Raw genomic sequence first — 12,646 nt, 5'->3', positions numbered from 1 at the left:
AGGCTATGCCAGCATTTGACCAGATACCACGCCTGACACTCGCGCATTTACCCACCCCACTGGAACAGGCACCGCGTTTATCGGCGCAGCTTGGGATAGAGCTGCTGATAAAGCGCGATGACTGTACCGGTCTGGCCGGTGGTGGCAACAAAGCGCGCAAACTTGAATATTTACTCGCGGATGCAAAACGCCTTGGTGCAGATACACTGGTTACTATTGGCGGCTTGCAGTCTAATCATGCTAGGCAGACTGCAGCGGCGGCGGCGCGGTTTGGTTTCGCCTGTGAGCTGGTGCTGCAGGATGTCGCCGGTACCCCAACGGCAGACTATGCCAGCAACGGTAATATGCTGTTCAACCATCTGTTGGGGGCAAACATACATCAGCTGGCGCTGACAGACGATTGTCAGCAGTATGCGGCAACGTTAATGACAGCGTTACAGCGCCAGGGCAAGCAGCCTTATTTGATCCCCATCGGTGGTTCCAATGCCATTGGCAGCCTAGGCTATGTCCGCTGTGCGCTTGAACTGGCTGAGCAGCTACGCCAGCTTAATACAGTACCACAGCAAATAGTCGTAGCAACCGGTAGCGCCGGTACCCAGGCAGGCTTACTGGCTGGCCTGATGCTCGCCGGGCTTGATATTCCGGTGTTAGGTATCACTGTCAGTCGCCCGGCCGTGCAACAACAGCAGCTGGTGTTGCAGCTGTTACAGCAGGTGTTACCGCTGATTGGGCTCGACCCGGATCAGGCGCAGGGTAAAGTGCATGCTAATGGCGACTACTATGGTGCAGGTTACGGCATCACGACACCTGCCACCGTCAATGCGCTGCAGCAAACCGCGCGGGCTGAAGGTATACTGCTGGACCCCGTCTACACCGGCAAAGCAATGGCCGGCGTGATGGATTTATGCCAACGCGGTATTATTGAACAGGGAAGCCGCCAGCTCTTTGTGCATACCGGCGGCAGCCCGGCATTAGCTGGCTACGCGTCTGTGCTGTAAGTTTCTGCCTGTGGCAACCGTAGCTGCACTAACAAAGGTAGATGGTCGGATGCCCGCTTTACCAGATCAGAAGCAGGTATCTCTACAGCCGTCACCGCCAGCTGGCTGCTGACAAAAATATGGTCGATGCGGGCTGCTGCAAAACGGCTGGGGAAAGTGCCGGCAGGCCTGTGCCCGGCCAAAGCTACCTGCGCATCTTGCAGCCGGGAGCCAAGCCGCTGACATACTTCTGAATTGGGCGGGGCATTCAAATCTCCGCAAAATATTACCGGCCCCTTGCATTCTGGATGGCCAAGCCAATCCTCGCCGAGCAAGCTGTCTATTTGCACAAGCCGCTCACGGCTGTTCAGGCCAAGGTGTGTATTAATAACCTGCACCTGTTGGCCTTGATAAGTTACCTCAGCCAAAATAGCCCCTCTTGGCTCTAACCCCGGTTTGCCAGCTAATCCCGGCAATGGCCCGGCTTTAATCAACCGCAGCGGCAGATGGGTTAAAATGGCATCGCCATATTGTTCTTCCTCCAGATGCATTGCCGGGTGAAAATGAAACTCCATCTCCAATTTGCGCGCAATTAAACGGGCCTGATCCATTCCTAAACTGCGGCCACGTCCAAGATCTAACTCCTGCAGCGCGACAATATCGGGGTTGGCCTGCGCGATAACCCGGGCTATGCGTTCAACATCAACCTTACCATCCAGCCCAATGCAGCTATGAACGTTGTACGTCATCACGCGCAGGCCGTCACCGGTGTTGGCTCTTGCTTTGTCACGCGACACCGGCTGACTGGTTGTACGGCGCATATATTGCAGCGCAGCCTGATACAAATCGTGCGGCCGCATATAGCGGCTGCCTGCCGGGGGCAGCGCAACATCAGCTGGCAGCAAGGCGAAACCTGTGGTTTCCTCTGGCGTGGCACCGGCGTGCGCACCATTTTCATCCGCAAAAGTTAACGGCGTGAGCCCATCGCGCCAGCCCATCACAACCAGATCGCCGGCATCGGCATGCTGACATAATCGCAGCAAATCATCGCTCAGGCTGTCCAGAAACGGATGCTCGGCACCGAATAACTTAGCAGCGTCTTCTGGTAAATAATAATCCCCATCGCTGGTCGTGGCGCGCAAACACTGCTCGCTTTCAACCGTTAGCACTATCGGTACCTGATAACGTGTTGCCAGCTCAGCAGCTACAAAATGCAGTTCCTGCTCTGACAGCGGCCTCGGTGCATAAATATGGCCAACCGGCCCCAGAGCTGCCACTTTGACTACGTCATCTGTATCGTTATCTTCGCTGCGTTCTACCGCGAAGATACGTTGCACCCGCTTACCGCCCAGCAGTCTTACGCGCTGAGTCTGGATCCCCCCTTTTGCCGCAGGCCGTGCGAGAGGTGAGTCAGAGGAGAGCTTGTCGAAGCACTGCTCTACTGCATGTTGTAACGGATAGCCATGTAGCTGGCTGTACTGACTGACTTTTGCCTGACCATGATCAGAATGGATCCAGACTTCATAATTACGCCACTCAGACCGGTGAGCAGCGCGCCATAATCTGGCGATGCTGTCGTCGATGCCTTTTAACGTCCAATGCGCAAAGCGGGACGAGGGCCCGCGCCGGTGTGACTGCTCGTCGTAGCCAAGAAAATTAATATGTACTATCGGCATACCGCGGCTAAGGTCAATCTTACCGCCGATGACACACAACTCCCGCAGCACAATAGAGATCGCAACCCGGGTTGGTACAAACTTGAGTTCATTAAAAAAATCGTGCCCTTTTACCTGCCCGCGAAAAAAATCACGCAGTGCCAGGCCAACTTCGAGACAAAACAGACCGGCAATACGCAGCACACTGTACAAATTGGTTATAAACAGCACCAACAATACCAACGGATTAGCGCTACGCAAGGCAGAGCCCCAACCCAGTGAAGAAGCACAGAAGTGCGATTCAGCAGCACCGCCGGTAAACATGTCAGCATAGACACTACCGTCTTTTAATAGTGCCGCTTTGGTTTGACCGGCCAAGCGTTGTTCTACCTGCGCCGCAGTATCAGGTTGTAACATACGCACTATCTTACCGGTACGGTGGTCACAAAACGAGAAAGCTGGCACTGCTCCGGGGATACCGTAAAATAATTCAGCCTGTACCGCTGGCGTCGTCGCCGGCAAGCCGGAGTACTGAGCGTGCATGCTGTAGTGTTCCCGCTGCAGCAAACGGCGCAAAAAAGGCATTTCGCCGCTGTCCAGCGCCCGCTGCAATTCAATTTTAGACAGGCCATCTATTTGCAGCATAATCAGCCCCGGCCGCACGGCTGACCCTTTTGAAACCGGTAATTGTAATAGCCTCGCCAGCCAGCGGCTGCGACTTACTGCCCGTCTTAACCAGCGCAGCCATACTGAAACCCGAATTATCATACTCCTCCGCCTTACACCGTTATCCCGGTAAAAAGTGATTAACTGCCGCTACTCTTCACTGGCAGCAAATAACGTGCTGCCAACTGCAGCCGTGCCGGCTTCAGCCATGCTGCGCAGAATATCCCATTCTGCTTTTACCCATGCCAGCGCATCTTCCCAGTCCCGCTCTCCCTTTGGTGTACCCGGCTGATGCTCAGCCAGGGCGCGAAAGCACTGCAACGCTTTTGCCGCTGAGCGCGACATAGCATGCTCTTCTGCTGTTGCCTTTGCGCCCTGCTTTAATGTTTCACGTTGCTGTGCTGTCGCCGCCGTTATTTGCTTCAGCGCGCCGGTAAAGGCTGCTGTTGTATGTTCCTGAATTAACAGGCCGTTACGTTCGTGCTGCACCACTTCGCGTACACCGCTGGCATCCAACGCAACCACAGGTAGCCCGGCTGCCATTGCTTCTGTCAGCACTATACCTTGCGTTTCGCTGCACGAAGCGAAAGCAAAAATGTCCATTGCGTGTAACGCATCTATCAGGGCTTGCTGTTGTAAAACACCGGTCATATGTAACCGGTCGGCGACGCCGGCCTGGGTAAAGGTTTGTTCAATTTCCTGCTCCGACGGGCCAGCACCAATCACCAGAAAGTGCACTTCGGGCTTTTCTACGGCGACATTTGCTACAGCATGGGCCAAAAAGGCCAGGTTCTTCTCGGGTGCCAACCGCCCTAAGTGTCCAATTACTGTGGCATCTGCGGCAATAGCATACTGCTGGCGTACCGCTGCGCCGTCACCACTGGCAAAGCGCTGCGGGTAAACGCCGGTGGGTACCACTTCTATCGGCGTGTTAACACCGCGCTGCTGCAGTAAGTCTGCGATACTCTGGCTGGGAGCAATCACCTGATCGCACAAATTGGCATAACGGGTGGCAAGCTCCACCGCAAAACGCTGCATGGTAGAAGAATCGCCAGGCACATAGTGGGTGTATTGCTCGTACAGCGTATGATGGGTAAATACTAACGGGATCTGACGGTAACGTGCTGTACGCAGCGCCGTCATGCCAAGTAAAAACGGGTGCTGCGAATGAATAATATCAGGCGAAAATTCATCGAGCACTTCGCTCAACTGATCAACAAATGGCAGCGCCACAGAGAAATCGCTGGCATTAAAGTTCTGGATGGCGGCAACGCGGAAGACATCCGTTTCATGCTCTGGCATATTGGCAAATTCGGGTGCCACCACCAACACTCTGTGCCCCAGTTTGCGATATTCCGCGACAAAGGCTTCAACAGAGCGGGCGACCCCACCCACATGAGGCGTAAAAGTGTTGGTAAAGATTGCAATGTTCATCCGTCAGGCCTCTGCTTTTGTTAACGTAACTGTGCTATCCGTCGCCGCAACTTTGACGGGCTGATAACCGGGTAAACACACTTCGAGTGCCGGCGCGGCCCCTGCAGCGTGCCAGTCGGCTTGCCAGCTAACCCGCGCCTGCTCCGACCCGGTTAGGGTAATTTCAATACTGACAGCACCAAAACTGGTTGGTGCCGGGCCAAACCGCACTGGGTCAGCACTACTTAGCCAGCGCTGCGGCACGCCACTGCACAGAACCAGCTGCGGGCCCTCTTCGCGTACAAAGCAGTTGCGGATCATCAGCAACCACTCTGCTGCGGCCCAGACATGATGACCATCGCCCATGCAGCCGCCCCCTGTAGCAGGATGTATCGCCTCCGGCCATTGCCCGGTTGGCGAAGCAAGTTCAGCTACCGCATCCATCAGAGTCAAATACCGTGGGTCTTTCGCTCTCAGTAACACCTGGGCGACATGCAGGGTTAGGTAAGCATTAAGGCCTGAATGAATCATGTCCTGATAGAATGCATTTTTGACAAAGCAGCGCTGTAGTAAAAACTCAACGGTATCCAGTAATCGGGGATCATCCGCAGCCCAAAGCTGAGCGGGATAGCCAGCCGCCAATGAGCCAATGGCGCCGGCGTCCAGCCTGCGGTATGGTGACGCCGGCATACCGGGGCGTTTGAGCCGCTTTTGGCAATGCGCCAGGCTGTTATCGATGGCCGCACTGAATTTGTCGGCTTCGTCGGTAAATTCCCGCTGTAACGCTTTATCAGCCGGCGCGAACATCTCTGCGGCAGCCTGCAGTCCGGCAACGCCCCAGAAATCATCCCAGTAGTAATAGTCATTCGGACCAAGGTGCTCAGCACTAAAACCCGGCGGTAGCAAGCCACCATGGGGTATGTCAGCTTTATCTGGCAGACGCTTGCGCCCTATCCAGCGGGCGCCGCTTTGTACGGCACTGTGCCAGTCCTCTGGCAGCTGCCGCCCGGTCATATCAAAGTAACGTTTGAGGATCCAAAGCACCTCGCCATTGGCATCCCATTCACCTTCCTGCGACCTGAAATACCCCAGCAGAGTTTGCCGTGGCGGAAACTGATTTAATGCCCGTTCGGCGCGATCCGTTAAACCGGCGCAAAGCAGTGCATGAATAATGAAAGCGGCATCCCTGAACCAAAAACGTTTATAGGTATAGGGGCCGGGGTAAACATCTTCCGGTGAGTGCAGAATTAACGATGCCAATGCCGCATCATATAAGAACTGATAGTGCTCATCCGGGCACACCAGTTTGCAGCACTTTTGCTTTTCCTGCAGCCAGGCATCCTGCTGGTACTGCACTTGTTGTTCTGTTGCCAGCGGCACAGACACCTCCAGCTCCTGCCATTGCTCTGCCGGCAAGGCAAACATCGCCGCTGCTGTTACCATGCCGACATCACAGACACCGTCAGCCTGCTCCTTTGCATCTTGCATATGAATGTACACATCACCCTGACGATAGGTAGACACATGATGGCGCTGTGCCGCCTGGCTGAACCGGACCTGTTTATTGTCATCCACCTGCCACGCCGTGCGGTCGGGGTTCAGTTTTACCTGATGAATAAAGCTGACGCCTTCCGGATTCTGCGGCCGCAACGCCAGCACCAGATGCCCTGACTGAGCCGATTTTGCTTTCAGCCGCAGCTTACATACCGCTACGCCGTTTTCCAGCTCTACCGAGGCTTCGCTTATCAGTGTCATCCCGTGTTCAGACGTTTTGGTGCGGACGCTGACGTTACCCGATAACAGCAACTGCTGCTGGCTTTGCAAACTGCGCGACGGTAACAGGCAGTCGCCCTGCTCTGGTACCACCCAGCTATCGAGCGACCAGCCATCCAAAAATGGCGTCAACAGCCCTCTGGGGTCAACTATCGGCAGCTCAGGACAGTCCGGCAAGCCGATAGCCGTCCAGTTTCGGTGAGTCAGATTGATATGCGTTATAGAAAAAGCCCGCGGAATAAAGGACGCATCTGAAGGGTCAAACTGACGGGAAATCCAGTACGGCCAGACCCAGTCCAGATTATGCTGGATCACCCGACTGTTGATCAGGCCGCGGGCATGAAACACTACACCAGCCCGTAATAGCTCTATCGGCTCTCCTACCTCGGAGGGCTGCGCAAAGTTATGTAAACGCGCCAGTAATGCAACCGGGTCGATAAAACCATTTTTGTGTGCGACATAACGCACTACGTAACGCCAGGGCAACCACTTTAGCCAGGTCATTGTTGCTGCTCCTTGTCGGTATATTTGGCCAGCGCGCGGCTAGCCAGACGGTTCAGATACACAATCACCGCGATAGCGGCAACCAGCCCGGCAGCATATAAGCCCCACTCCCAAACTGAACGTTCTCTGGAGGTAATATCAAAGTTAGAGATGTCAGCAATCAAGGATCCCAGATAAACGTTGTGTACACTAAAAGGGATAAAGCCCAGCAGCGAGCCGCCGAGATAACCCCGCAGCGAAAACTGGGTTAAACCAAAAAAGTAATTAGATAATTTGCCGGGGAAAAACGGGATCAGCCGGGTTAGTAATACGATTTTCCAGCCGTTTGGCGTCAGTTCGTCATTCACCAGCCGCAGCTTGGCCCGCGCCAGCACAAACTCGCGCGCGCGTCGGCCAAAGCAGTAGCGGGCAAGTAAAAATGCGACCGCCGCACCTGCTGTAGTGCCAAGCACCACATACACCGAGCCGGGGATAACACCAAACACGAAACCTGCGCCTATCGTAAACAATGCACCCGGCAACAATAGCACTACCACGGCTGCCATAATCAGCATAAACAACAGTGGTGCCCAGGGCCCCTGCTGCTTGAACCACTCCAGTAACTGCAGCACCTGTTTGTGCACATCAAAATACACCAGCACCGCGAGTAAAGCGGCAACAAACAGCAGACTGCCAACCATACCAAGTAGCATAGGCTTGCGTCGTAATTGTGTTTTTTCAGCTGAGCCAACATTGGTGCTTTTAGCCTGTTGTGCAGAAGTCACTGTATTTTCCCCTGTCATGCGCGGCCTCTGTACTCAGGCCGCTGGTTCAAGTTTGTGTAATAACGTGCGCAAAGCTGAAAAATTCTCCGGCTCAGAGGCGGCGTGCGATGCCCGCGGAGAAATATACAGGCGGCAAAGTGGTAGCTGCTTTGCCAGTTGCCAGGCCGTGCCGCACGGACAAATAGTGTCTAACCGGCCCTGCACTATATCCACAGGTATCTCGCGCAATAGCTCACAATGACGCAAGATATAATCGGGCGGTAAAAACCCCTGATGCTTAAAATAATAACTTTCCAGCAATGCCATAGGCACCTTACTGTCAGCCTGTGTAAAATGCTGCAGTGTCGCCTCATCAGTATCAAAAAAAGAGTTAACTGCTTCCCACCTTGCCCAACTGGTCGCCGCTGCTTGCTGCAGCTCCTCAGAGCCGGTTGATAACAAGTCAAAATATGCCGCCACCGGATCAGCTGCATCGCCTACCTGATGCATAAACTTCTGATATTCTTCCGGATACAACTGGCTGGCGCCGTTCAGGTAGAACCAGTCCAGCTCTTGTTGACGGCACAGAAAAATCCCCCACAACAGCATAGACTCGACGTACTGCGGATGACGCAGCGCATACAACAAGCTCAGCGTACTGCCCCAGCTACCACCAACCAGAACCAATTTCGGTAGCGACAAGGCTTTGCGCAACTTTTCAATATCATCAATCAACTGTTCGGTTGTGTTGCCGTTTAAACGCTGCTCAAACCTGCTCTGGCCGCAGCCACGCTGGTCAAAATAAACTACCGGCCGCTGCAGGCCTGAGAACAACGCTTTGTCCGTATCACTGACACCGGCACCCGGCCCACCATGCACAAACAGCAGCGGCACTTCGGTTGTTATGTCGCCGGCTATTTCATAATGCAGTTGATGACCATAGCCCACATCCAGATACGGCATTTTGCTACCCCACAATGCGAATTATTTTTTAACCCAGTTGCCTGAATCGCTTTTTTTGTAGCTTTGCTTTACGGCTGACCAGGCCACTTTGTGCGCAACCTCTTCCCGGCTGTCGTCACCGCGGCGTTTATCGGCAGAATCATATTCGTCCCATGCGCTGTTAAACGCCGCCTGATAAATTTCCTGCGCATGCTTCGGCAGATTGTCTTTCACCGAGCCGGGCAGTTCAGTTAATTTGTCGTAAGGCATTTGCCACCTCCTGCGCTTTTTAAAAAGGCTGGTTAAAAAGACGTAACGCAAAGCTCATGCCATTTTGCTGTTTTCGCTTCTGGCGCTGAACTTGCACCACAGACAGGCGATGTTCAATGACTCAGCAACGTGAGGTGATATTATGAAACTACATACCGTATCTTTACCGTTCGTCGTGGCCGGACTTTTGGCAGGCTGTAACCCTCAACCCACGCCGCCTGGCGCGCCGAAGGGGCAAACCTCTCCGGCCTCAGTACCGGCCAACGTGGGGCCGCGTGAAGAAACACTCAGTATCACAGTGCAAATGAACAACGTCAGCGCAGAAGGCGTGGGCGACAGCGCAGGCAAAATCACGGTAGCCGAAACAGCTAATGGCCTGGTATTTACACCGGCGTTAACGGGGCTGAAGCAAGGCGAATATGGTTTCCATGTGCACCAGAACCCGAGCTGTGAGCCGAGTATCAAAGAAGGCTCACAGCAGCCTGCTGCCAGCGCTGGTGGGCATTTAGACCCGGCGGATACCGGCAAACACGCCGGCCCTGATGGTGATGGCCATTTAGGTGACCTACCGATGATCCGCGTCAATAATGACGGTAATCAGCAGGCTGTTACGATGAGTGAAATGAAGCTGCAGGATGTGAAAAATCATGCTTTGGTCGTGCATCAGCAAGCTGACGATTACAGCACTTCGCCGTCGGGCAACAGTGGCTCGCCTATCGCTTGTGGAGTGATCAGATAATGCGGCAAAGACAACCTGCTGCCTCATGCAGTGGCGGCAGGTTACCGGGCAAGAATTACACACTTTGCAGTAATATTTACCCGGTGTTATCGCAGGGCTACTTAATCAGCAAATCCCAACCGGCCTGCTGTTGATATTGTACTTCCTGTTCCAGCTCGGCCCGCATCAGTGGATGTTGCTCCAGCCAGCCTGCTGGCATCTGCAATACCAGTTGTTCGCCTTTGCTGCTGATATCCACCTGCGGTAATACTTCATGCCGCCGCCGCATCGACAGGATGACAGCCAAACGCAGAATCCGCGTCAACCGCACTGTTAGCAACACTGAGGTCATCGTCTGTCGGGCGATAATATCCCGGCTGATATCGGCCCTGTGGTTATATACCAATGCCATCACCAGCTGTTGCTGCGCCCGGGTAAAGCCGGGTAAATCAGAGTGATTAATGATGTATGCACCGTGATGATGGTGGTTCTTGTATTCGATCAATAAACCAAGTTCATGCAGCAGCGCACCGCTTTTTAGCATGCTATGGCCTTCAAACTTGTTTAAGTCCCAGCGGCTTTGCAGCTGCGTTGCCAGCTCGCACGCCATTTCCGCCACCCGGTTTGCATGGCGCTGGTCAATAAAATAGCGCACCATCAGGCTGTTGACGGTACGGCTACGTACATCTGTGTGCTGTAACTGAGGCAGCATGCTGTACAATACGCCTTCACGTAGCGCACCGCCGGATAAAGTCATACCGGCAATATTCAGCTGTCGGAACAGGGCAATAAGTATGGCCAGACCGGACGGAAACACTTGCTTGCGCTCCTGCGCCAGCCCGGTGATATGCAGCTGTTCCATCCTGCCGCACGCCAAGGCCTGCTGCATAATATCTTCCAGCCGGTTAAGGGTGATAACCTCATCTTTACCTTGCGCCACCAGAATTTCCTGTAACGCCTGCACTGTGCCAGAAGCGCCGACTGCTAGCTGCCACCCGGCCTGTTTGTACTGATCGGCTATACTGCCAGCCTCTTGCTCTGCTGCAGCAATGGCACGGCTGAAATTATCTTCGCTGAGTTCATCGTCGCTGAAATAGCGCTCCAGGTAAGTGACACAGCCCATATTAAGACTGGAAAGCAACACCGGATTAAAGCCAGCGCCGATCACAACCTCAGTACTGGCACCACCGATATCAATGACCAGACGATTGCTGTCACTGTTTGATGTATGAGCGACACCCAGATAGATAATGCGGGCTTCATCCTCGCCACTTATTACCGTGACACTTTGCCCGAGAATGGCTTCGGCTTCTTTAAGAAAGGTTTTAACATTTTTGGCCAGACGCAAGGTGGCAGTGCCGACAATGCGGATGTTCTGTGGCGGAATATCCTGTAGCCGCTCAGCAAACAATGCCAGACACTCCCAGCCACGTTTCATCGCTTTACGGCTTAATACCAGATTTTCATTTAAACCCGCGGCAAGGCGTACTTTGCGTTTTACCCGGCCGATAACCTGCACCGAGCCACCAACGACTTTGACCATCAGCATATGAAAACTGTTGGAGCCAAGGTCAATCACCGCATAGATATCCTGATGCGGTGATTGCTCGGCAGCTTGCGCCGGATTAACGAGGGCGGTTGCGAGGGGCTCTTGCGCCATTACTGCTGCGTCCACCTGAGCCGCTACGGCTGCCGGTTCTGGCCTGGCCTGCGCGACGGCGAACCCGCGGCTTCGGCGTTTTAATATCGTCCAGCAGTGCGCTGGCATCATATTGTGTCACCGGGATAGGATGACGGATATAGTCTTCTATTGCTGTCAGGTTCAGCGCATAACGCTCACAGGCGAAACTGATAGCCTTACCACTTTCACCGGCGCGGCCAGTACGTCCGATACGGTGCACATAGTCTTCGCAATCGTCCGGTAAGTCGTAATTAAACACATGGCTGACTTTGGGAATATGTAAACCACGCGCTGCAACATCAGTAGCGACCAGAATGTCCAGTTTGCCACTGGTAAAATCTTCCAGAATACGCAGGCGTTTTTTCTGAATAACATCACCGGTTAACAAACCGACACGATGACCGTCAGCTTCCAGCCAGGCATGCACTTCTTCACACCAGTGTTTGGTGTTGGCAAATACAATGGCTTTGTCTGGCCACTCTTCTTCCATCAGTGTCAGCAATAATGGCATCTTGTGCTCATCTGACGGATAAAACAGCTCTTCACTGATCCGGCTGCCCGTCATCTCTTCCGGCGCGATATGAATATGCTCCGGCTGATTCATTTTTTCAAATGCCAGCTCCTGCACTTTGTAAGACAAAGTGGCAGAAAACAGCAGGCTCAACCGCTCTGTCGCCGGTGGCATGCGATTAAACATAAAACGGATATCTTTGATAAAGCCCAGATCGAACATCCGGTCGGCTTCATCCAGCACAACAACCTGAATTTGCGATAAGTCGTACAGGCCTTGTTTTAAGTAATCAATTAAGCGGCCGGTTGTGCCAATTAAAATATCTACGCCATTTTCCAGTAACTGACGTTGAGTATCGTAGCCTTCGCCCCCATAGATCAAGCCAAGGCGCAAGCCGGCTTTTTCTGCCAGCATTTTTGCATCCTGATGGATCTGCACCGCCAACTCCCGCGTGGGGGCCATAATAATGGCACGCGGCTGGCCAGACCCTCTGGGTTCATGCGTCAGCAGATGGTGGAATGTTGCTGTTAAAAACGCCAGTGTTTTACCCGTGCCCGTTTGGGCCTGGCCGGCAATATCTTTACCGGCTAATGCCAGAGGTAAACATTGAGCCTGAATGGGCGTACAATAGCCGAAACCTTGCGCATTTAAAGCGTCAAGAACCTGTGGTGCCAATGCAAAATCGGCGAATTTATGTGTAGTTAAGTGTGTTTTATTCATACGGCGCTAAGCATAACCGTTACGCTTGCAATAAGGAACAGCCACGTTTAAATTGATAACACTTTTTTGCAGC

At 53.6% G+C, this 12,646-nt stretch carries 10 protein-coding genes; 2 read left to right on the top strand and 8 right to left on the bottom strand.

Annotation, left to right across the window (positions count from 1 at the left end; all coding sequences use genetic code 11):
* The first annotated feature begins 5 nt into the window (after positions 1-5).
* Entirely contained in the window at positions 6-998 is a 993-nt protein-coding gene (locus AC5SV9_RS11035; protein WP_475152467.1) for a D-cysteine desulfhydrase family protein, read from the top strand.
* On the opposite strand, the gene AC5SV9_RS11030 is transcribed toward AC5SV9_RS11035, so the two are convergent.
* The 6 genes from AC5SV9_RS11030 to AC5SV9_RS11005 are packed head-to-tail and all read right to left on the bottom strand — an operon-like array spanning position 980 to position 8,943.
* The gene (locus AC5SV9_RS11030) at positions 980-3,400 is read right to left on the bottom strand and encodes an endonuclease/exonuclease/phosphatase family protein (protein ID WP_475152465.1); all 2,421 of its coding nucleotides are present in this window, start codon (positions 3,398-3,400) and stop codon (positions 980-982) included. The genes AC5SV9_RS11035 and AC5SV9_RS11030 overlap by 19 nt on opposite strands.
* 48 nt (positions 3,401-3,448) lie before the next feature.
* On the bottom strand, positions 3,449-4,732 hold the full coding sequence (locus tag AC5SV9_RS11025; RefSeq protein WP_475152463.1) for a glycosyltransferase: 1,284 nt from the start codon (positions 4,730-4,732) through the stop codon (positions 3,449-3,451).
* Between the two features lie 3 nt (positions 4,733-4,735).
* A complete protein-coding gene (locus AC5SV9_RS11020; RefSeq protein ID WP_475152461.1) occupies positions 4,736-6,988 on the bottom strand; it encodes a hypothetical protein in 2,253 nt (750 codons plus the stop codon).
* Positions 6,985-7,770 (bottom strand): TVP38/TMEM64 family protein, encoded by a 786-nt coding sequence (locus AC5SV9_RS11015; protein WP_475152459.1) that lies wholly within the window; start codon positions 7,768-7,770, stop codon positions 6,985-6,987. The genes AC5SV9_RS11020 and AC5SV9_RS11015 overlap by 4 nt, the downstream gene beginning before the upstream one ends.
* 15 nt (positions 7,771-7,785) lie before the next feature.
* Positions 7,786-8,694 carry a prolyl aminopeptidase gene (gene pip, locus AC5SV9_RS11010; RefSeq protein WP_475152457.1) on the bottom strand — a complete coding sequence of 303 codons (909 nt, stop codon included), beginning with the start codon at positions 8,692-8,694 and terminating at the stop codon, positions 7,786-7,788.
* 21 nt (positions 8,695-8,715) lie between these two features.
* Positions 8,716-8,943, bottom strand: a complete 228-nt coding sequence (locus AC5SV9_RS11005) for a ChaB family protein (RefSeq protein ID WP_134058762.1) — start codon at positions 8,941-8,943, stop codon at positions 8,716-8,718.
* Positions 8,944-9,085: 142 nt separating this feature from the next.
* Between AC5SV9_RS11005 and AC5SV9_RS11000 the strand changes: the two genes are divergently transcribed.
* Positions 9,086-9,682 carry a superoxide dismutase family protein gene (locus tag AC5SV9_RS11000; RefSeq protein ID WP_475152455.1) on the top strand — a complete coding sequence of 199 codons (597 nt, stop codon included), beginning with the start codon at positions 9,086-9,088 and terminating at the stop codon, positions 9,680-9,682.
* 97 nt (positions 9,683-9,779) lie between these two features.
* Here the strand turns inward: AC5SV9_RS11000 and gppA are convergent, their stop codons facing one another.
* Together gppA and rhlB are read right to left on the bottom strand one after the other, a co-directional pair.
* A complete protein-coding gene (gppA, locus tag AC5SV9_RS10995; protein ID WP_273020530.1) occupies positions 9,780-11,321 on the bottom strand; it encodes a guanosine-5'-triphosphate,3'-diphosphate diphosphatase in 1,542 nt (513 codons plus the stop codon).
* On the bottom strand, positions 11,287-12,573 hold the full coding sequence (gene rhlB, locus AC5SV9_RS10990; protein ID WP_475152452.1) for an ATP-dependent RNA helicase RhlB: 1,287 nt from the start codon (positions 12,571-12,573) through the stop codon (positions 11,287-11,289). Before rhlB ends, gppA begins: the two co-directional genes overlap by 35 nt.
* Between the last annotated feature and the right edge of the window lie 73 nt (positions 12,574-12,646).

This window comes from Rheinheimera sp. ATLC3, assembly GCF_059429535.1.
Note: the sequence above shows the minus strand (reverse complement) of the source record. Positions and strands in the feature narration are given on the sequence as shown.